The organism is Streptomyces sp. NPDC102402 (genome assembly GCF_044765765.1).
GTDB lineage: Bacteria > Actinomycetota > Actinomycetes > Streptomycetales > Streptomycetaceae > Streptomyces.
On record NZ_JBIWKR010000002.1, the window covers coordinates 207,015 to 226,393 of the forward strand.

General features: G+C 72.8%; 18 protein-coding genes. 11 read left to right on the top strand and 7 right to left on the bottom strand.

All coding sequences use genetic code 11. From position 1 onward, the window contains the following. The first annotated feature begins 139 nt into the window (after window positions 1-139). Together ACIRJR_RS05780 and ACIRJR_RS05785 are read left to right on the top strand one after the other, a co-directional pair. Window positions 140-832, top strand: coding sequence for a metal-dependent transcriptional regulator (locus ACIRJR_RS05780; protein ID WP_103513636.1), 693 nt, complete (start codon window positions 140-142; stop codon window positions 830-832). Between the two features lie 733 nt (window positions 833-1,565). After that, complete coding sequence (locus ACIRJR_RS05785; RefSeq protein WP_403774389.1) at window positions 1,566-2,450, top strand: alpha/beta fold hydrolase; 885 nt, start codon at window positions 1,566-1,568, stop codon at window positions 2,448-2,450. Between the two features lie 157 nt (window positions 2,451-2,607). Here ACIRJR_RS05785 and ACIRJR_RS05790 read toward each other — a convergent pair whose 3' ends face one another. Genes ACIRJR_RS05790 through ACIRJR_RS05800 form a run of 3 tightly spaced genes read right to left on the bottom strand, consistent with a single transcriptional unit; the run spans window position 2,608 to window position 5,788 of the window. After that, window positions 2,608-4,251, bottom strand: a complete 1,644-nt coding sequence (locus ACIRJR_RS05790) for a transporter (protein WP_403774393.1) — start codon at window positions 4,249-4,251, stop codon at window positions 2,608-2,610. Next, the gene (locus ACIRJR_RS05795; RefSeq protein WP_403774396.1) at window positions 4,248-5,072 is read right to left on the bottom strand and encodes an ABC transporter ATP-binding protein; all 825 of its coding nucleotides are present in this window, start codon (window positions 5,070-5,072) and stop codon (window positions 4,248-4,250) included. The genes ACIRJR_RS05790 and ACIRJR_RS05795 overlap by 4 nt, the downstream gene beginning before the upstream one ends. 38 nt (window positions 5,073-5,110) lie before the next feature. After that, entirely contained in the window at window positions 5,111-5,788 is a 678-nt protein-coding gene (locus ACIRJR_RS05800) for a bifunctional DNA primase/polymerase (protein ID WP_403774399.1), read from the bottom strand. A 255-nt stretch (window positions 5,789-6,043) separates the two neighbouring features. Between ACIRJR_RS05800 and ACIRJR_RS05805 the strand changes: the two genes are divergently transcribed. Together ACIRJR_RS05805 and ACIRJR_RS05810 are read left to right on the top strand one after the other, a co-directional pair. Further along, window positions 6,044-7,426, top strand: a complete 1,383-nt coding sequence (locus ACIRJR_RS05805) for a transcriptional regulator (protein ID WP_403774402.1) — start codon at window positions 6,044-6,046, stop codon at window positions 7,424-7,426. Between the two features lie 160 nt (window positions 7,427-7,586). Beyond that, on the top strand, window positions 7,587-9,182 hold the full coding sequence (locus tag ACIRJR_RS05810) for a hypothetical protein (RefSeq protein ID WP_403774405.1): 1,596 nt from the start codon (window positions 7,587-7,589) through the stop codon (window positions 9,180-9,182). A 112-nt stretch (window positions 9,183-9,294) separates the two neighbouring features. Here the strand turns inward: ACIRJR_RS05810 and ACIRJR_RS05815 are convergent, their stop codons facing one another. Continuing rightward, window positions 9,295-10,554, bottom strand: a complete 1,260-nt coding sequence (locus tag ACIRJR_RS05815) for an ABC transporter substrate-binding protein (protein WP_403774408.1) — start codon at window positions 10,552-10,554, stop codon at window positions 9,295-9,297. Between the two features lie 174 nt (window positions 10,555-10,728). Here ACIRJR_RS05815 and ACIRJR_RS05820 point away from each other — a divergent pair, with 174 nt between their 5' ends. Continuing rightward, complete coding sequence (locus tag ACIRJR_RS05820) at window positions 10,729-11,175, top strand: hypothetical protein (RefSeq protein ID WP_403776364.1); 447 nt, start codon at window positions 10,729-10,731, stop codon at window positions 11,173-11,175. 28 nt (window positions 11,176-11,203) lie between these two features. Beyond that, on the top strand, window positions 11,204-12,103 hold the full coding sequence (gene purU, locus ACIRJR_RS05825) for a formyltetrahydrofolate deformylase (protein WP_403774411.1): 900 nt from the start codon (window positions 11,204-11,206) through the stop codon (window positions 12,101-12,103). A 127-nt stretch (window positions 12,104-12,230) separates the two neighbouring features. Here the strand turns inward: purU and ACIRJR_RS05830 are convergent, their stop codons facing one another. Further along, window positions 12,231-13,535: a maleylpyruvate isomerase N-terminal domain-containing protein gene (locus ACIRJR_RS05830; RefSeq protein WP_403776367.1), complete on the bottom strand. Its 1,305-nt coding sequence runs from the start codon at window positions 13,533-13,535 to the stop codon at window positions 12,231-12,233. Further along, window positions 13,517-14,098: an RNA polymerase sigma factor gene (locus tag ACIRJR_RS05835; RefSeq protein WP_403774414.1), complete on the bottom strand. Its 582-nt coding sequence runs from the start codon at window positions 14,096-14,098 to the stop codon at window positions 13,517-13,519. Before ACIRJR_RS05835 ends, ACIRJR_RS05830 begins: the two co-directional genes overlap by 19 nt. A gap of 287 nt (window positions 14,099-14,385) precedes the next feature. On the opposite strand from ACIRJR_RS05835, the gene ACIRJR_RS05840 reads away from it, so the two are divergent. The 3 genes from ACIRJR_RS05840 to ACIRJR_RS05850 all read left to right on the top strand — a co-directional run bounded on the left by ACIRJR_RS05840 (window position 14,386) and on the right by ACIRJR_RS05850 (window position 16,498). Continuing rightward, window positions 14,386-14,760 carry an STAS domain-containing protein gene (locus ACIRJR_RS05840; protein WP_403774417.1) on the top strand — a complete coding sequence of 125 codons (375 nt, stop codon included), beginning with the start codon at window positions 14,386-14,388 and terminating at the stop codon, window positions 14,758-14,760. A gap of 81 nt (window positions 14,761-14,841) precedes the next feature. Next, on the top strand, window positions 14,842-15,378 hold the full coding sequence (locus ACIRJR_RS05845) for an EF-hand domain-containing protein (protein WP_403774420.1): 537 nt from the start codon (window positions 14,842-14,844) through the stop codon (window positions 15,376-15,378). A 658-nt stretch (window positions 15,379-16,036) separates the two neighbouring features. Beyond that, complete coding sequence (locus ACIRJR_RS05850) at window positions 16,037-16,498, top strand: ATP-binding protein (RefSeq protein ID WP_403774423.1); 462 nt, start codon at window positions 16,037-16,039, stop codon at window positions 16,496-16,498. 18 nt (window positions 16,499-16,516) lie between these two features. Here the strand turns inward: ACIRJR_RS05850 and ACIRJR_RS05855 are convergent, their stop codons facing one another. Then, window positions 16,517-17,497, bottom strand: coding sequence for a GlxA family transcriptional regulator (locus ACIRJR_RS05855; protein ID WP_403774426.1), 981 nt, complete (start codon window positions 17,495-17,497; stop codon window positions 16,517-16,519). A gap of 61 nt (window positions 17,498-17,558) precedes the next feature. Between ACIRJR_RS05855 and ACIRJR_RS05860 the strand changes: the two genes are divergently transcribed. Both ACIRJR_RS05860 and ACIRJR_RS05865 read left to right on the top strand, forming a co-directional pair. After that, entirely contained in the window at window positions 17,559-17,975 is a 417-nt protein-coding gene (locus tag ACIRJR_RS05860) for a DUF2809 domain-containing protein (RefSeq protein ID WP_403774429.1), read from the top strand. A gap of 68 nt (window positions 17,976-18,043) precedes the next feature. Continuing rightward, complete coding sequence (locus ACIRJR_RS05865; protein ID WP_403774432.1) at window positions 18,044-19,363, top strand: MFS transporter; 1,320 nt, start codon at window positions 18,044-18,046, stop codon at window positions 19,361-19,363. Window positions 19,364-19,379 lie beyond the last annotated feature (16 nt).

Below are 19,379 nucleotides of genomic sequence, written 5' to 3' on the forward strand. Positions count from 1 at the left end.
CCAGTGGGCTGTCAATAGCGCCCGGGCCCGGTCGCGGACGCCGACTCCCGACGGCGGGGCACGGTTGCCGGTGCCATGCGTCAGAATTGGTGGAGGGCCATCGCACGACGACTTCACGTCACAGCATCGAGGGGCACGTATGTCCGGACTGATCGACACAACGGAGATGTATCTCCGCACCATCCTCGAGCTCGAAGAGGAAGGCGTGGTCCCCATGCGCGCCCGGATCGCCGAACGGCTGGACCAGAGCGGTCCGACGGTCAGCCAGACGGTGGCGCGGATGGAGAGGGACGGGCTGGTCCAGGTCGCGGGCGACCGCCATCTGGAGCTGACCGAGGAGGGGCGCCGCCTGGCGACCAGGGTGATGCGCAAGCACCGACTCGCCGAGTGCCTGCTCGTCGACGTCATCGGCCTGGAGTGGGAGCAGGTCCATGCCGAGGCGTGTCGCTGGGAACACGTGATGAGCGAGGCCGTGGAGCGCCGGGTGCTGGAGCTGCTGCGCCACCCGACGGAGTCTCCGTACGGGAACCCGATCCCGGGCCTGGAGGAGCTGGGCGAGAAGTCCGAGGCCGATCCGTTCCTGGACGAGGGCATGGTGAGCCTGGCCGAGCTCGACCCGGGCACGGAGGGCAAGACCGTGGTGGTGCGCCGGATCGGTGAGCCGATCCAGACCGACGCGCAGCTGATGTACACGCTGCGGCGGGCGGGCGTGCAGCCCGGTTCGGTCGTCAGCGTGACGGAGTCGGCCGGCGGGGTGCTGGTCGGTTCCAGCGGGGAGGCGGCCGAGCTGGACTCCGAGGTCGCCTCGCACGTCTTCGTCGCAAAGCGCTGACCAGCGCTGATGCGGGTACCGGCAGTGTGCCCGCATGTGCGGGTGCCGGTGCGGATGCACGTGCAGATGTGGGCGGGTAAGCCCGCTTTCTGTTTTCCGCCCGGAATCGCAGCGCCCGGGCGAAACGCGTGCCAGGCTGTGGCCAGGCAATGACCTGAGGGTGCCGGCAGCGTCTGCCGCGCGGTCCGGGGAGGGAGCGGGGAATTGCGCCCGTCGCACTGGCACGTGCACCGTGAGGTGGCTGCCCCGCGCTTCCGCCGCCCGGTGCTTCCCGGAGCCCTCGGGGCCGTGGAGCGTGTTCGAATCGCCCCGGCCGGCCGCCGTCCCGCCGTCCCCGTGATCCGCCGGGCGGACCGGGCCGCCCGACGCGCCGCCCCGGCCGGCCCGCGCACCCTCCTCGCGGACTTCCGCCCGGGGGCCGAGGGCCCTCACGGGTGCGCGCCCATGCCTTACGGAACAGGGGACGGCCCCGGCGCCCGAAGGCGCCGGGGCCGGTCCTCCCCTGCGCTGACCTGGAGCCCCGAGCTCTCGAGGTCAGTCCCCGCGGACCCCTGTCCCCGAGTGGTCCGCTTCCCGCAGAAGGTCTCCCCTGGGGGGCCGTCGCCAATCCTGAACCGCTGTCACTCGAACGTGGGATGTTGCGAGCCGGAAGCAGGTATTCGAATAAAGGTTCGATAGTCTGGCGTGCACGAACCACACGGTGATCGAGGACCAGAAGGGGGTGCCAGGACCTATGGTGCGGCGCATCGATGTGACCGGATCGGACGGTGCACGCCTCGCGGCCTGGGAGTTCGCCGATCCGCCCAAAGAGCGGCCGGAGTCGGGGCAGGCGCCCGGGATCTTAATGCTGCACGGACTGATGGGCCGGGCCACGCACTGGGCCTCCACGGCGCGCTGGCTCTCCGAACGCCACCGGCCGGTCGGCCTCGACCAGCGTGGCCACGGGCGCAGCGAGAAGCCCGCCGACGGCCCGTACACCCGTGACGCCTACGTCGCGGACGCCGAGTCCGCGATCGAACAGCTCGGTCTCGCCCCGGTCACCCTCATCGGGCACTCGATGGGCGCGCTCACCGCCTGGCAGCTCGCCGCGAAGCGCCCCGATCTCGTCAAGGCGCTGATCATCTGCGACATGCGGGCCTCCGCCCTCGGGGCGGCCTCGCAGCGCGAATGGGAGGACTGGTTCAACGCCTGGCCGCTGCCCTTCGCGACACTCGCCGAGGTGCGGAAGTGGTTCGGCGAGGACGACCCCTGGGTGGAGCGGCCCAACCCCTCCCGCGGCGAGTTCTTCGCCGAGGTGATGGCCGAGAGCTCCGACGGCTGGCGGCCCGTGTTCTCCCAGGAGCAGATGCTGACGTCGCGGGCCACCTGGATCTACGACGCCCACTGGGAGGAGCTGGCACAGGTGCGCTGCCCCACCCTGGTCCTGCGCGGGATCGAGGGGGAGCTGGGCAGGGCGGAGGCCCAGGAGATGGTCCGTGTCCTGCCGCGCGGGCAGTACGCGGAGGTGGAGGACGCCGGCCACCTCGTCCACTACGACCGGCCCGAGGGCTGGCGCAGAGCAGTGGAGCCGTTCCTGGAGCAGCTCGCCGAGGGGTTCCGGGAACCCGTCAGCCCCTGACACGGGCCCGGAGCCCGTTACCCGGCCCCCGGAAGCCCCGGACTCGGCCCCGGACTCCCCGGACCCGGCTCCGGAGCCCCGGATTCCGGCCCCCGGCCGGGCGCTTCGAACCGGGGGCCCCGGCCCGCTGCGAAGGCGTCCCCTCGCGAGCCGCCCCTCAGCCCTTGCTCACCGCGGCCAGGATCTCAGGGAGCCGGTCCGCCGTGCGCGGGGCCGCCAGCCGCACGCCCAGCCACCCGATGAACGCCCCGTACACCGCTCCCACCGGAAGCAGCAGCCACAGCAGGTCCTGATGCCCGGCCACGTGCAGCCAGATGGTCAGCCCGATCACGGGCCCGCTGAGCACCGCGGCCGCCACCATGCCGCCCAGGATGGAGATCCAGGCGAGGCCGGCCTGCCCCGGCACGACGTTCTTGAAGGCCCCGTCCTGAGGGATCGAGTACGGGAAGAGCGCCGAGGCCAGGGCGCCCGTCGCCAGCATCGCGCCGAGCAGGGCGAACGACAGGCCCACCACACCCGGCAGCGCCGCCCAGTCCCCGAGCACCGCCGCGGTCACCACCGTCACCAGGACCGTGTACGGCAGGGTGATCAGCAGCAGCGTGAGCGCCCGCGCCCGCAGTTCGAGGTAGGCGTCCCGGGTCGAGGAGACCGACAGCGCCACCATCCAGAAGGCGGAGGTGTCCTGACCGAACTGGTTGTACATCTGCATGCCGAGCATCCCGGCCGCGAAGCACGCGAAGTAGACGGACCCCGTCCCCTGCACCGCGTTGAGCACCGGCACGATCAGACCGATCGCCAGCGCCGTCACCCAGGACGCCTTGGTCTTCGGGTCCCGCACGACGTAGCGCAGGCTCCGCTGCATCACCGTCGCCGTGCGTCCCTCGGGAAGCAGGGCGAAGAGCCCGGAGCGGTCCGCGCCCGACCGGCCGGCGGAGGGTTCCGCGGCGGCGATCGTGGAGCCGTCCGGCGCGGTCATCAACTTCTCCAGGCTCCGCTGCCACATCCACACCAGGGCGCCCAGCGCGAGCACCGAGAGGAGCAGCTGCCCCAGCGCCGTCCCGTAGGACCCCTCGGAGGCGGATCCCACCGCCCCGAGCGCCGAGGCCGGCGGCAGCCAGCGCACCACGTCCGCGACGGGTTCGAGCGAGGACAGTCCGCCCGCCCGGCCGAGGCGCTGGGCGCCGAAGTTGACGAACTGGATGCCGACCGCGATCACCAGCCCGCTGAGCACGGCGAGATCGCGGCCCTTGCGTGAGGTCAGCAGCCGGATGTTGGCCGTGGCGACGGACCGCGCCAGCGCCACACAGACCAGCAGCGCCAGCGGGACCGCGACGACCCCGAAGGCCACCGCGGCCGCGCCGTGCGTCACCGCGATCACCGACCCGAGGGCCAGGGCGAGCGTGAAGAGCGGCCCGATGCCGATCAGCGAGGCCGCCAGCAGCGCCCCGATCAGCGGACGGGGCCTCAGAGGCAGCATCACCAGCCGGCTCGGGTCCAGGGTCTCGTCGCCGCTCGGGAAGAACAGCGGCATCACCGCCCAGCCCAGCGCCACCACCGCCGTCAGCAGCACCACCAGGGTGCCCGCCTGCGCGTGGCCGCGGAGGGCGACCAGGCCGATCACCTGACCCGCCGCGAGCAGCACGGTGACGACGAGGGACGCGATGTAGGCGGCCCGCCGCCCGGACGACTGGCGCAGGCCGTTGCGCAGCAGTGTCAGCTTGAGCCTTACGAAGACGGGGACGAGCCTCTGACCGCCCACGGCCGGGACGGCGGCCCCCGCGGGGGCGTCCAGCACCGTCATCGGGCACCGCCCAGCCAGTCCAGGGACTCCCCGGTCTCCCGCGCGCCCGCGCCGACCAGTTCGAGGAAGGCGTCCTGCAGGGAGGCCGCGTCACCACGCACCTCGGCCAGCGTGCCCTGGGCCCTGATCCGGCCCGCCGCCATCACGGCCACCCAGTCGCAGAGGGACTCGACGAGCTCCATCACATGGCTGGAGAAGACCACGGTGGCGCCGGAGCGGGTGTAGCGCTCCAGGACCCCGCGGATGGTCTGCGCCGACACCGGGTCGACGCCCTCGAACGGCTCGTCGAGGAACAGGACCTCGGGGTTGTGCAGCAGCGCGGACGCCAGCCCGATCTTCTTGCGCATCCCGGTCGAGTAGTCCACCACGAGCTTGTGCTGGGCCCCCGCGAGATCCAGGACGTCGAGCAGCTGCGTGGCCCGCTTGTCCACCTCGGTCCCCGGCAGCCCTCGCAACCGGCCGGTGTAGCCGAGGAGTTCGCGCCCCGAGAGCCGCTCGAAGAGCCGCAGGCCCTCCGGGAGCACCCCGATCCGCGACTTCACCTCGACCGGGTCACGCCACACGTCGTGGCCGCCGACCTCGATACGGCCCATGTCAGGCCTGAGCAGCCCGGTCACCATCGAGAGCGTGGTGGTCTTCCCCGCGCCGTTCGGGCCGACGAGGCCGATGAACCTGCCCGCCGGCAGGTCCAGATCGATCCCCCCGACCGCGATCTGTTCCCCGAACCGCTTCCACAGCCCCTCCACCCGTACCGCGGGCCGTGGAACCGGAGCCTCACCCGCCACGTCGGTTACGCCTGCGCTGTCCGCCTGGTCCGGCATGGCACTGCCTTTCGATATCCCCGCCTGTGGGGACCACCCTACGAAAGACGGCTCCGGGCGTCGGCCGCTTCCCGGGCACAGGCGTACGCGAGCGGGCCGACCAGCTCGTCCGCGTCGGGCAGCCACAGATCGGCCCGGGAGGGGCGACGGGCCCACTGGAACGCGCCCCGTCCGGCCATCCGGGTCGGCGGCCCGGCCACGTAGTCGCCCTCACCACGCCCCACGAGCCCGATCGCCCCGGCGTCCCAGCCCAGTTGCCGCACGAGCTCGGGTGTCTTGGCCGCGGCGCCCGGCAGGGCGAAGAACAGCATCCGCCGGTCCGGTGTCCGGGTCACCGGGCCCGGTGTCAGGCCCATGCGCTCCGCCCTGGCGAGGGCCAGGAACCCCGCCGACTCCGGTACGTCCAGGGCGTCGAAGGTCCGCCCGGCCGGCAGGAGGACCGAGGAGCCGGGCTGCCGGGACCACATCCGGCGTGCCGCGGCGGCGCTGCCGGTCGCCTGGCCCGCCCAGTCCGGCCGTGTGGCATGGGCTCCCGGGGCGGCGCACGCGGCGTCACCGCACGAGCAGCGCTCCGTCCCTCCGGCGGCTTCGAGCCAGGTGCCCGGGAACACGTCCCAGTGCCGCTCCTGGGCGTACCAGGCAGCGGCCTCGAGCAGCTGTTCGCTGCGCTGTTGGGGGACCTGGGCGGCTTCCGTCACTCCGATGGGCTCTTCCACGCCCACTCAACTCCCCTCGTCACCCGGGGTTACGGCCGTGCGTGCGCACCCCCCCGGTGGATCGATCCTGCACGCGGGGCGCACGGATGCACCGGCGGGGGCGCGCACGAGCGAGTGCACCGGTGCGGGGGTAACCACTTGCACGACTGTGCCAACGCGCCACCGCTCGTACCCGATACAGATGAATATGCGCATTTCTCGTGCCGTGCCGGGCAGTGATTGCTTCACTGAATCACCGCGGTCCCAGGGGGAAGAATGGCAGCCAGACCTCTCGTCGCACGCCAGCCGAACGAACGGCTCCAGACGCTGATCCAGGAGGCGGCGTGCTCCAACGCCGGTCTCGCACGCCGGGTCAACATGGTCGGGGCGGAGCGGGGGATCGACCTCCGCTACGACAAGACCTCCGTGGCCCGCTGGCTCCGCGGACAGCAACCACGCGGCAGGGCACCGGGAATCATCGCCGAGGCGATCGGCCGCAAGCTCGGCCGCACGGTCACCATCGACGAGATCGGCATGGCCAACGGCAAGAGCCTGGCCTCCGGTGTCGGCCTGCAGTTCGCGCCCACCGTGCTCGGTGCCATCGAGCAGGTCTGTGAGCTCTGGCGCAGCGACGTGGGCCGTCGCGATCTGCTGTCCGGGTCGACGGTGGCCGCCTCGGCGCTGGTCGAGCCCAGCCGTGACTGGCTGATCACGGGCGCCGACCCGCAGGTGGCGCGGACGGCCGGGAGCAGGGTCGGCATGCCGGACGTGGCGGCGGTGAAGGCGATGACGGCCGCGCTCGTCGACCTGGACCACCGCTTCGGCAGCGGGCACGTCCGGCCCGTCCTGGTGCACTACCTCAACAGCGTGGTGTCGGGCCTCCTTTCGGGGGCGTACCGCGAATCGGTCGGCCGCGAGCTGTTCGGCGCGGTCGCCAGGCTCACGGAGCTCGCCGGGTACATGGCGGTCGACACCGGCCAGCCGGGGCTGGCCCAGCGCTACTACATCCAGGCGCTGCGCCTGGCCCAGGCCGCGGGCGACCGGGCCTACGGGGGCTATGTGCTGGCCGCGTCGATGAGTCACCTCGCGGCGCAGCTCGGCAACCCCCGCGAGATCTCCCAGCTGGCACGGGCCGCCCAGGAGGGGGCGCGGGGGCGGGTGACCCCGAGGGCCGAGGCGATGTTCCACGCGGCGGAGGCACGGGGCCACGCGCTGATGGGCGACGCCCGCACCTGCCAGGTGGCGGCGGGCCGGGCGATGGCCGCGCTGGAGCAGGCGGACCCCGATTCCGGCGACGACCCCGACTGGATCGCCCACTTCGACGCGGGCTACCTCGCCGACGAGCTGGCGCACTGCCACCGGGACCTGGGGCAGGCCGAGCCGGCGGCCCGCCGGGCGAAGGAGGCCCTGGCGGCGCTCCCGGAGTCCCGGACCAGGCGCCGGGGCATCGGCCTGGTGCTGCTGGCCACGGCGCAGATCCAGCAGCGCGAGGTGGAGCAGGCGTGCCACACCGGGCTCCGGGCGATGGAACTCCTGGGGACGGTGCGCTCCAGCCGGGGTGCCGAATATCTCGAGGACCTCCAGCTGCGGTTCGAGCCGTACGCCGACGAGCCCGCGGTCCGGGAGTTCGGCGCCAGGCTGGAGCTCCAGGCCGCCTGACCGGCGCCTACGGCGAGTTGACCATGAACAGCGCCGTGGGTGCGGCAGGCGTCACCCGCTGTGTGAAGGGGTGGTGAGCGCTCCTGGGCGCTTGGCGCCGGGCCACGGGCACCCGGTAGCGTGAACCGACGATTCCATAGGTTCACACGTAGGAGTCCCGGTGACGCAGAGCGGAGAGGGCGACGAGCCGCAGCTTCCCGCTGTACGGCCCGCGCACGAAGGTGTCGTGCTGCCCGCGGAGGGTGGCGCCCCCTGGTACCCGGGGGGCGCGGAGGGCGGGCAGCAGGACCAGGCCGTCCCTGCGGGCGGGCAGCCGTGGGGCCGGCCCTGGGGGCCGCAGGCCACCCACCAGGAAGGCCCGCCACCCGGTCATCTGCCACCGGAGCAGCACCAGCAGAACCATCAGCACGGGCAGCAGCACCAGCAGGACGCGCACCAGCAGCACGGGCAGCACCAGCAGCACGGGCAGCACCAGCAGCACCAGCAGGACGTGCACCAGCAGCACGGGCAGCACCAGCAGAACCAGCAGCACGGGCAGAACCAGCAGGACGCGCATCAGCAGTACCAGCAGTACGCCCCGCAGCAGGACGCGTACCAGCAGCCGCACGACCCGTACCGGCAGCAGGCGTACGCCCAGCCGCTGCCGCCCGAGGCCGGTCCCATGGGCCAGGGCCAGGGCCAGGGTCCGGGGCAGGGCGGGGACGCCGACGCCACGCAGTTCATCGCGCCCGTCCCCGGCGGCGCACTCCCCGGCGGGATGCCGCCCGAGCGCGCGGCGGAGTCGACGCAGTACCTGGCGCCGAATCCCGCCGCCGGGCAGCCGTCCGACGCCGACGCGACCCAGTACATACCCCCGGTGCCCGGCGGTGCTCCCTACGGGATCAGGCCCGGAGCCCCGGGCGACCGGCAGCCGCCCGCGGAGTTCGACAGCCTCTTCCGGAGCGAGGAGCCCGCGGGCGCCACGCAGCAGATGCCCCAGTTCGACCCCGGGTACCAGCAGCCGCCCCGGACCCACCAGGGCGCCCAGGGCGGCCTGCCCTATCCGTCGGGCCCGCAGGGCCCCGGCGACGGCTACCCGGGCACCGGAGGGAGGGAGCCGGACGACCAGGGGCGTGGCGCGGCGCCCAGACGGTCCGCGCACATCCCGCTGATCGCGGCGGTCGTCGTCGGCTGCGCCGTCATCGGGCTCGGTGCCGGCGCCCTGATGAGCGGAGGCGACGAGAGCCCCTCGGACGACAAGCAGCCGGTGGCCGCGCAGAGTTCGTCCGGTAGCGGGCCCGCCACCCCGGCGGCGGACCCCGCGAAGCCGCAGGCCGAGGCGCTCGACAAGCTGCTCGCCGACAGCAACAACAGCCGTTCGGCGGTGATCGGCGCCGTGGAGAAGATCAAGAGCTGCCGTGCGCTCGACCAGGCGGCCACGGATCTGAAGGGCGCCGCGCAGCAGCGCCGTGACCTGGTCACCCGGCTCGAAGGGCTGAGCGTCGGCCGACTCCCGGACAACGCCGCGCTGAAGGCGTCCCTGACCAAGGCATGGCAGGCGTCGGCGGAGGCCGACGACCACTACGCCACCTGGGCCGGTCAGGCCAAGGACGACAAGAAGGTCTGCAAGGGCGGCAAGGCCCGCTCCACCGACGCGACCGCCAGGGCCGGCGCGTCGAGCAGCGACGCCACGATCCAGAAGCGGACTGCCTCGGGACTGTGGAACAAGATCGCCCAGAAGTACGGACTGACCGAGCGCGCCCCCACGCAGCTCTGACCCCGCGGGGTCAGGCCTCCGGCCCCGCTGTCCGCGGGATGCCGGAGGCGCGATGCCGGAGGCCGGCCGGTGGGCGGGTGGGTCGGTGTCAGCGGTCCGGCGGTCCGGCGGTCTAGCGGGCGTTCACCAGGGTCTCCGTGACATCCACGAAGCCCTTCTTCTCGGCGGTGAGGCGCCCGTCGCGCACCACCTGGAACGTCACCCGCCCATTGACGATGCGTCCGTGGGCCGCCGTACCGACGGTGTCCTGGAAGCGCCAGCGCAGGACCGGGGTGAGGCCGCCGGTGTCCACCTCGGTGCCGCGGTTGAGGCTCACGGAGATGGCGCCTGCCGTGATCTCCGGCGCGTCCATCGCCTCGATCACCGCCTTCAGCGCGGTGTACGCGATCCACGTGGTCTGCACTCCGGCGTCCGAGGGATCGATCCGGTTGTCCCCGAAGGCGTACTTCCGGATCACCTCCCGCATCTCGTTCCAGCGCGCGTCGCCCGACTCCGGGTACCAGCCGGTGACGAGAGCCCCCTCGAAGGGGCTGTTCGCTCCGCCCGTACGGTCGATGAGCCCCTGGCCGACGCTGCCGAGCACGGACGAGATCCGCACCTCGCTGCCCTCGGGCTGCAGGCGGCGGAAGGAGTCGAAGAACGTCTCCGTGCCCTTGCCGAGCACCGCCGTCACACAGCCGCCCCCCGCGTGGGCGAGGGCCTTGGCCGCCTCGGCGTCGTACGAGGTGGCCCCCTCGGCCGCGCTGATGTCGTACGACGCGGGGCGGTCGCCCCGGCGGAGGCCCGTGTCGAGGAGCCCGGGCAGGCTGTCGCCGACCAGGGTGTCGGGCCGCACGATCGACACCCGCTCGCAACCGGCCGCCAGCTGTTCGCCGTTACCCGCGACGAGCGCGGGCTGCCCGCCGTTGACCGGGTAGGAGACGTAGCTGGTGAGTTCCTCCGCGGAGGCGCCGTACCCGCCTATGTAGGGGATCCCGGCGCCCTCCAGCGGGGCCAGGAACGCCCTCCCGTATCTGCTGTACGAGCCGACGACCGCCGCCACGTCCTCGTCGACCGCCCGCCGCGCGCACTTCGAGGCGCCGGTCGCGGTGTCCTGCTCGTTGCAGGTGAGCACGCGGAGCTCGTGTCCGTCGATCCCGCCCCGCTCGTTGATCCAGCGGGCGTAGGTCCTCGCCATGGCCGGCACGCCCGCCATGTTCACCGCGGCGGCGGCCGTGGTGTCGGGAGCCCAGGTCATCACGGTGACCGGTTCCCGGGAGCCCCCCGAGAGGCCGGGGAGGCTACCGCAGCCGGACATCAGCAGCGCCCCGGCCACCACCGATGTGAGGAGCTTGTAGGGGCGGGGGGAGGTGAGGCGTCGCCGTCCGGTCATGGGAGTGAACTTTTACGGCTTCCGGGTAACGCCACTGTGTGCTGTGGTCAACAGACAGTGACGCAGAGGTGAATTGCGGGGGGCCGTACGCGGCCCTCCGGGAGGAACGTACGATCGGCAACCGTGCAGCAAGGTTCGGAGAACACTTCCCGTCGCGGCCGTCGCTCCTCCACCATGGGCGGCATGCCGCTCAACGACATGCCCTGGTGGCGCTGGCGCAGCAACGTGCGCTCGGCGCTGCACATGCTCTCCGACCCCGTCTTCCACCACGAGTGCTGGCTGGCCGGCCGGGAGGGTTACGGCGACATCACCGACGCCGTGTACCGCCTGGTCGAGGACACCTGGCTCGACAACTGGTCCGCCGAGAAGTACGTGGGGACGATCTTCCGCGACTCGGCCGAGGCCGCCCTCGTGGACGTCGCCGCCCTGCGGGTGCTGCGCATCATGCACCAGATAGGCGCCGACGCCCCGGTCTCCGCCTACCTGGAGCACCCGGGCTGGCAGGAGGCGGTCGTGGCCGCCCGTGAGGCCCATGTGATGCTCGCCACCAACGACGGCGAGGACCCCGACACCCCGCCGCGCTCCCTGGACGTGCTCCGCATCATGACCAGATCGGCGTGAGCCGCGGGCGGTGTGGCACCCTACGGGGATGACCGCGCCGCAGCCCGCCGAATCCGTACCCGCTGCCTCGGACGCCATGACCGAGCAGTACGTCCTCACGCTGTCCTGCCCCGACAAGCAGGGCATCGTGCACGCCGTGTCGAGTTATCTCTTCATGACCGGCTGCAACATCGAGGACAGCCAGCAGTTCGGCGACCACGACACCGGTCTCTTCTTCATGCGCGTCCACTTCTCGGCGGACGCCACGGTCACCGTGGACAAGCTGCGGGCCAGCTTCGCCGCGATCGGGGACGCCTTCCGGATGGAGTGGCAGATCCACCGGGCGAGCGAGCGCATGCGGATCGTGCTGATGGTGAGCAAGTTCGGGCACTGCCTCAACGACCTGCTGTTCCGCTCCCGCACGGGCGCGCTGCCGGTCGAGATCGTCGCGGTCGTCTCCAACCACACGGAGTTCGCCGAGCTCGTCGCCTCGTACGGCGTCCCGTTCCGGCACATCCCCGTGAACCGGGAGAACAAGCCCGAGGCCGAGGCGCAGCTGCTGGAGCTGGTCCGCGGGGAGAACGTCGAACTCGTGGTCCTGGCACGCTACATGCAGGTGCTGTCGGACGACCTCTGCAAGCAGCTGAGCGGCCGGATCATCAACATCCACCACTCCTTCCTGCCGAGCTTCAAGGGCGCGAAGCCCTACCACCAGGCCCACGCGCGCGGTGTGAAGCTGATCGGTGCGACGGCGCACTACGTGACCGCCGACCTCGACGAGGGGCCGATCATCGAGCAGGAGGTCGAGCGCGTCGGGCACGGCGTCACGCCGGACCAGCTCGTGGCCGTCGGACGCGACGTGGAGTGCCAGGCCCTGGCCCGCGCCGTCAAGTGGCACGCGGAGCGGCGCATCCTGCTCAACGGCCGCCGCACGGTCATCTTCGACTGAGGTCTTCCGCCCGGATCATGCCGGGGGAGGCGAGCCCGGCATGATCCGGACGAGAGGCGGCCCCAGCGCCGTCACCGGCGACCGCCTCTGCCCTCGGTGATCCCGTGGCGGCCGGTGACCGGCCGGCTCAGAGCCGGCTGAGGGACGCCGCTGCGAACAGGACGTCGCTGATCGCCTCGCGGTCGCCCTCCTGGCCCGCCGCCGCCTCGATCGGCGGCACGTGGCCGGCGACGAGCCTGCAGAACTCCACCCCGTCGAGCGCGACCGTCGCGACCGTGTGGTCGGGGGAGCCGAGGGCGGCCGGCGAGTCCAGGGCGATGTACCAGTCGCCGCCGCCCCGCCCCTCCACCTCCAGATGGAGGGAGCGGCCCGGAGACCCCGCGGTGACCAGACGGCGTGCCGGTGAGGCCAGCCCCGCGCGGCGGCGCTCGGCCAGGGTGGCGGGCAGCAGCCGGGCCGCCAGGTCGATCATCCGGTGGAGGTGGGCCGCTGCGGGCGGCTCGTACGGGTAGTCCACCGCGTCGGCGATGTCACCGCCGTGCACCCAGCACTCGAAGGCCCGCTCCAGGAGCGAGTCCTGCAGCGGGAGGGCGAAGCCCCCGTACGGGACGGAGAGCTCCGCGACGCCCCGGCCGGCGAAGGACACCGTGCGGACGAGTGAGTGGCTCTGGTCACGCCAGGGCTCTCGTACGGTCCGGGTGGGCGGACGGCGCGCGGCCGACCAGTAGGACTCGGTGCGCCCGGTCGGTGTCGGCGGCAGGGCCCCGTCGCCCTTGCCGAGCGGGTCGTCCAGGCCGAGCGCCTTGGACACCAGGCCGTCGACGGCCATCAGATGGCCGATCACCCCGGCGACCGTCGTCTTCCGGTTCACCTGCCGGTCGCGTTCGAACCACTTCAGCCGTACCGGCGCGTGCCACTCCGAGTCGCCGATGTCCCGCAGCAGCGCGTCCAGCCGTGCGGTCTCCGCGTCGTACGGCGCGGCCCAGGAAGGGACGGGGATGCGAGCGGGGCGGCGGCCCAGACAGCCCTCCATGACCCGGGACCGGAGCGTCGGGTCCAGGTCCAGGGTGCCGTCCGAGTGCAGCAGCCCCACGGCGTCGCGCAGCCGCAGGGCCTCGTCGGCGCAGGGCGCGCACGCGGTGAGGTGGTCCTCGACCGCCGCGGTCTCCTCCGGGGAGCAGGCAGCCAGGGCCCAGGCGCCGAGGAGCGACGTGAGCACCTTGTGGGGGAGCGGCGGGCCGGGCGGATCAGGGGGCTTGGCCGACAGCAGGGTGTCCGGGGGCCAGGCAGGTTCCGGGCCCGCGGAGGAGACGGCCGGCGGCAGCACCTCCCGGTCGTCCGGGGCAGCCCGGGGCCCCGGTATGCGCCGCTCGACCGGCTGTTCTCCCTCGCGGCCGTCGCCGCCGCCTCCGGTCACGGTGTCGGTCCGTATCCGGGAGGCGCCGAGCCGGCGGAAGGCCGGCTGTTCGCGGTCGAGAGCAGCTGGAGTCCGAGGCGCAGCCGGCGCCTTGCCTCGTCCCCGGTGACACCGAGGTCCGCGGCGGCCTGCCGGTAGTCGCGGCGCTGGACGTACGCGAGCTCGAGTGCGGCGCGCAGCGGCGCGGGCATGGAGGCGACGATGTAGTCGGCGCGGGCCGCGGCGGTGGCCCTGCGCACCCGGTGCTCCAGCTCCTCGGCCCGTGCCTCGGTGTCGGGTCCCTCGGCCCCGCCGTCCGTCGTGCGGAGCCGCTGGACGGACCGGCGATGGGTGAGCCGCGCCACCCACGAGCGCATCGAGCCGTGCTTGGGGTCGTAGGCGTCGGGGTTCTCCCAGACGTAACCGAAGACGTCGCGCGTCACCTGGTCCGCCGCGTCCTCGTCGTCGAGCATGCGGTGGGCCTGGCTGTGCACGAGGGCGGCGAACCGGTCGTAGAGCTCGCCGAGCGCCGCCGCCTCGCCACGCGACAGCCGCTGCTGCATCCGGCGGTCCCAGCGCGGTGGTGCGTCCTTCGCCATCCAGCCCCCAGCCCTGTGCCTCTCGTCACGTCGAATGTAGTCGGCGGGACAGTCCGGGCACGTACCTTTCCGGCAAGTACGTCCCTGAAGTGGCGCCGAATGATAGGGAACGCTCCACGCTTTGCCGTTTCCTGATCGCGTAAACGATCCTGAAGTGATCATTTCTGGATGAATCCTGTGCCAGGCCGATGGGTGGAAGGGTGTTTCACGGGCGGGTACGCGGGCAGCCGCGAGGAGGAACGGAAACTTCCGGATCCTCCGGAGCCCCGGACGAGAGGCCGAGTCGCGTGACGCTGAAGGTGTACGAGACGGAGCAGGACGCGTGGACCGTGCTGCGGATCCACGGCGAACTCGATCTCGTGAGCTCACCCGTCGTGCGTCAGTCCGTCCACGGTGCGGTGGCCGCGGGGCGGCACGACGTGGTCCTCGACCTCTCGGGCGTCCTCTTCTGCGACTCCAGCGGTGTCGGCGTCCTGATCGCCTCCCGGCGCCTCATGAAGTCCTGCGGCGGGCGGCTGCGGCTGATCCTCCCGGCCCGCGGCGCGGTCGACGGCTCGCACGTCAACAAGGTGCTGGGCGCCCTGGGGGTGCGCCGGCTCTTCGACGTCTACCCGGACGCCGACGCGGCCACGGACGACGGGTCCCAGCCGCTCACCGCGTGACACGCCGGACCGTGCGAGGTTGTCACCTCACTGAAGGGAGTCAGTGACACGTGACGCCGTCCGGCGTCGTACGCTCCCCGCATGGACAGCGCAGAGTACGAGCGCAAGATCGCGCACCGCTTCGCCGCCTTCGACCAGGACGGCAACGACTACATCGACCGCGCCGATTTCAACGCCGCCGCGGCCCGCCTGCTCGCCGAGTTCGGTACGACGGCCCGCTGCGACCGGGGCCAGTCGCTCTACACGGGGGCCGAGGCCTTCTGGCAGGGCATGGCGGGTATCGCCGACGTGGACGGTGACCAGCGGGTCACCCGGGAGGAGTTCGTCGGCGGGGCCGTGAAACGGCTGCGGGACAACCCCGAACGCTTCGCCGAGATCGCGCGCCCCTTCCTGCGCGCGGCGATCGCCGTCGCCGCCGGCACCGACCCCGAGGGCGCCGCACCCGCGACAGCCCCGGTCGTCGCGGTGGAGCGGGCCCTGCGGGTGCTGGGCGCGGCGGACGACATCGCGAGCGTCGCGGCCCGGAGCCTGGACACCGACCAGGACGGCCGGATCGCCGAAGCGGAAGCGGTCGCCGCCTTCTCCGCGTACTTCACCGTCGTCGAACCCGACGCGTAGCGGAGGCGGCCGGACCCGGCGCGGAAGCGGCCGGGCCGGCGCGGGAGGCACCGGAACTGGACCGGCGGGCCGTCGTCGTGACGGGGCCGCGCAGGGTCCGGCACGTCGGGGCCGTGCGTCAACACGCCGAACCGCATGAGCAGTTCGTGCCTGTTCCGGGCCCCGTTCCGCCCGCCCCGGACCCGGCCGTCGGGCCGGGGACGGGACAGTCGTCGCTGACCGGAGGCGTGCGCACGGTGCGCTTCGGTGACGCAACGCATCCGGAAGCCGGGTGTACGCCCCGGGCGCCCCGTCACCGGGCGGAGTCACGAGCCGTGGCTCGGGTACGCTCCGTGGGATGCGAGTGGTACTGGAACCGGAGGATCCGGGTGCGCCCCGAGCGGCGGCCCCCGGTGACGCGCGGTGCGCTGCTCGCGGCCCACGGAGCTGCGATCGGTACGCCGGGGATCCGGTCCCCGGGACGCCGGCGCGCTCCTGTTCGACTCTCCGCAGCGCGCGTCGCACAGTATGGACCACGCGTACTCCTTCGCGCTGGAATATGCCCGAAGCGCTTGTTGCGGTGACTGTACGTCAACCATGCTGTCTCGAAGGGGAGTCACGTTCCGTGACCCTGAGGAGGCGCGAGGCGATGTGTCCGCCGGTTCGGATGGTGTGAGCGGTGCAGGTGCTTCAGGTTCAGCTGGAGGTCGGGGCGGATCCCTCAGAGGTGGGACGGGCCCGGAGATGGGCGCGCTCGCGCCTGGTCGGGTCCGGGATGCAGGACGACGAGCCGCTCGCGGAGACGCTCATCCTGCTGATCTCGGAGCTCGTCACCAACGCGGTGGTCCACACGGGCTGTCCGGCCGTGCTGCGGATGCTGTTCGGCTCCGCTGATCCGACGGGTTCGGCGGGGACGGTGCGGGTCGAGGTGGCCGACACCAGCTGCCGTCCGCCCCAGCCGCGTCACGCCGAGGGCGAGGACACGGGCGGCCGCGGCCTGGAGCTGGTGGACGGCCTGGCCGACCGCTGGGGCTGGCAGCCGGAGGGCGCCGGCAAGCGGATCTGGTGCGAGGTCGACCGCGGCGGGCCGGTGATGGTCCCGGTGATCCAGGAACAGCCCGGCGACCGGGCCTGCTTCTGAGCGGCGCGGGAGACCCCGTCAGGGGCCGGCGACCGTCGACCGGAACGTCCGCCGGTAGACCGTGGGCGGCACCCCCAGCGCTGCCTGCACGTGCTGGCGCAGGGATGTGGCCGTACCGAAGCCGGCTTCCCGCGCCACCTGGTCGATCGACAGGTCCGTGGACTCCAGCAGGTCCCGGGCCCGCTCCACCCTCTGCCGCGCGAGCCACTGTCCCGGGCTGATGCCGACCTCCTCGCGGAAACGGCGGGTGAAGGTGCGCACGCTCATCGCTTCGCGGCCCGCCATGTCGCGGAGCAGGATCGGCTGTTCGAGCCGGTCGAGCGCCCAGGCCCGTGCGGCAGTCGTCGTGGCGAGCCCCGCCTCGGGCAGCGGACGCCGGACGAACTGCGCCTGACCGCCGTCGCGGTGCGGCGGGACGACGCTGCGGCGGGCGACGTCGTTGGCGACGGCGGTGCCGTGGTCCCGGCGCACGATGTGCAGGCAGAGATCGATCCCCGCGGCCACACCGGCCGAGGTCAGTACGTCCCCGTCGTCGATGAACAGGACGTCCGGGTCGACGCGCACCTTCGGGAAGAGCCGCTGGAAGTGGTCCGCCGAGGACCAGTGGGTGGTGGCCGGCCGGTCGTCGAGATACCCGGCCGCCGCGAGGACGTAGCCGCCGGTGCAGATGGAGACCAGGCGGGTGCCCGGCCCGATGTGTGCGAGCGCGGCGGCCAGTTCGGCGGTGAGCCGGCCCTCGTCGTAAACGGGGCCGAGCTGGTACGACGCCGGGACGACGACGGTGTCGGCCGTGGCGAGGGCGTCGGGGCCGTGCTCGACCAGGATGCTGAAGTCCGCGTCGGTGCGGACCGGGCCCGGCGGCCGCGTGGAGCAGGTCACGACGTCGTACAGCACCTCACCCGTGACGGGATTCCGGGAGCGGCTGAAGATCCTTTGCGGGATGCCCAGTTCGAAGGGGATCACCCCGTCGAGGGCGAGGACGACCACGCGGTGGCGCATGGGGCTCCTGTTCTCCCGCGGATTGCGTGCGACCGGTTCGGGCCTGATAAACGTACCGGTCATGAAGAAGATTCCGACCGCCGCTGCCCCGGCCTCGGGCGTCCGTGCGGCAGCCGCGGCCGCGGCGCTCGTGACCGTGGCGGCGGGCCTGGGCCTCCGCTCGGCCGCGGGCGGGGACGTGGCCAAGTACGGGGGCGACGCCCTCTACACCGTGCTGGTCCACACCCTCGTCGTCCTCCTCGCGCCCCGGGTGCGGCCGGCCGCCGCGGCGGGAGTCGCGCTGGCCGTCAGCTGGGCGGTGGAACTGGCCCAGCTGACCGGCGTACCGGCGGACCTGGCACGGCAGAGCACGGTGGCACGGCTGGTGCTCGGCTCGACGTTCAACGCCCCGGACCTGTTCTGGTACGCGGTGGGGGCCGCCCTGGCCTGGGCCGTCCACAGCGGGCTGCCGCGCGGGCGCCGCCTCGCACGCCCCTGAGCCCGGGTGGCCCGATACCTGCGAAGGGTGTCCTCCCGGCCACTCGTCCGGGCCGGGCCCCCGGCCGGATGCTGGGCGTCGTGACCCAGACAACCGACAGCGTGGTCGAGAGCGCTCCTCGCCGCCCCGCCCGCCCGCGGATACACCGTGCGTGGATCGTCGCCGCCGTCACCTTCGTGACGATCATCGGCGGTGCGGCCTTCAACTCCCTGCCCGGCCTCCTCATCGACCCCCTCCACGACGACTTCGGCTGGTCGTACGGCGAGATCGGCCTCGCCGTCTCCCTCGACATGGCGCTGTACGGGCTGACCGCGCCGTTCGCCGCCGCGCTGATGGACCGCTTCGGCATCCGCCGGGTCGTGGTCGTCGCGCTCGGCGCGGTCGCGGCCGGGGCGCTGGCGAGCTACTGGATGACCGAGGTCTGGCAGCTGATGCTCTACTGGGGCCTGCTCGTGGGCCTCGGCACCGGCTCGATGGCGATGGCGTTCTCGGCGACCGTCACCAACCGCTGGTTCGTCGCCCGCCGGGGACTGGTCACCGGGATCCTGACCGCGGCCGGGGCCTCCGGCCAGCTGGTCTTCCTGCCGCTGTGCGCCTGGATCGTCGACAACCACGGCTGGAGGCCGGCCACGGTGACGGTCGCGCTGGCTGCGCTCGTCGTCGTCCCGTTCGTCTGGCTCCTGATGCGCGACCACCCGGCCGACCTGGGCCTCGCCCCCTACGGCGGCGCGTACGTGGAGAAGCCCGCTCCCGCGAAGGGCGCCGCGCGCCGCACCGTGCGTGTCCTGGCCGGCGCCGCCCGCACGGGCCCGTTCTGGCTGCTGGCCGGCTCCTTCGCGATCTGCGGCGCCTCCACGAACGGCCTGATCCGCACCCACTTCGTGCCCTCCGCCCATGACCACGGCATGGAGATCACCGCGGCTGCCTCGCTGCTGGCCGTCATCGGGGTCTTCGACATCGTCGGCACGGTCTTCAGCGGCTGGCTCACCGACCGCTTCGACGCCCGCAGGCTCCTGGCCGTCTACTACGCGCTGCGCGGTGTCTCGCTGATGTTCCTCCCGATGCTGATGGCCCCGACGGTGCGTCCGTCCATGGTGTTCTTCATCGTCTTCTACGGGCTGGACTGGGTCGCCACCGTCCCGCCGACCATGGCCCTGTGCCGGGAGCAGTACGGCGAGGACAGCGCGATCGTCTTCGGCTGGGTCCTCGCGTCGCACCAGGTCGGCGCGGCCCTGGTGGCGTTCCTCGGCGGGGTCGCACGGGACGTGACCGGTTCGTACGACGTGGTCTGGTACGCGTCGGGGGCGCTGTGCGCGACGGCGGCCCTGATGGCCCTGGTCATCCGCCGCGGACCGACGGACCGGATGACCCTGTCGGCCCCCGCCTGACCGACGCCCCGGGCGA

Bases quoted from the DNA above. Each gene is read 5' to 3' on its own strand.
- ACIRJR_RS05780 (WP_103513636.1), top strand. From the start codon at position 140: ATGTCCGGACTGATCGACACAACGGAGATGTATCTCCGCACCATCCTC.
- ACIRJR_RS05785 (WP_403774389.1), top strand. From the start codon at position 1,566: ATGGTGCGGCGCATCGATGTGACCGGATCGGACGGTGCACGCCTCGCG.
- ACIRJR_RS05790 (WP_403774393.1), bottom strand. From the start codon at position 4,251: ATGACGGTGCTGGACGCCCCCGCGGGGGCCGCCGTCCCGGCCGTGGGC.
- ACIRJR_RS05795 (WP_403774396.1), bottom strand. From the start codon at position 5,072: ATGCCGGACCAGGCGGACAGCGCAGGCGTAACCGACGTGGCGGGTGAG.
- ACIRJR_RS05805 (WP_403774402.1), top strand. From the start codon at position 6,044: ATGGCAGCCAGACCTCTCGTCGCACGCCAGCCGAACGAACGGCTCCAG.
- ACIRJR_RS05815 (WP_403774408.1), bottom strand. From the start codon at position 10,554: ATGACCGGACGGCGACGCCTCACCTCCCCCCGCCCCTACAAGCTCCTC.
- ACIRJR_RS05820 (WP_403776364.1), top strand. From the start codon at position 10,729: ATGGGCGGCATGCCGCTCAACGACATGCCCTGGTGGCGCTGGCGCAGC.
- purU (WP_403774411.1), top strand. From the start codon at position 11,204: ATGACCGCGCCGCAGCCCGCCGAATCCGTACCCGCTGCCTCGGACGCC.
- ACIRJR_RS05835 (WP_403774414.1), bottom strand. From the start codon at position 14,098: ATGGCGAAGGACGCACCACCGCGCTGGGACCGCCGGATGCAGCAGCGG.
- ACIRJR_RS05845 (WP_403774420.1), top strand. From the start codon at position 14,842: ATGGACAGCGCAGAGTACGAGCGCAAGATCGCGCACCGCTTCGCCGCC.
- ACIRJR_RS05855 (WP_403774426.1), bottom strand. From the start codon at position 17,497: ATGCGCCACCGCGTGGTCGTCCTCGCCCTCGACGGGGTGATCCCCTTC.
- ACIRJR_RS05860 (WP_403774429.1), top strand. From the start codon at position 17,559: ATGAAGAAGATTCCGACCGCCGCTGCCCCGGCCTCGGGCGTCCGTGCG.
- ACIRJR_RS05865 (WP_403774432.1), top strand. From the start codon at position 18,044: ATGCTGGGCGTCGTGACCCAGACAACCGACAGCGTGGTCGAGAGCGCT.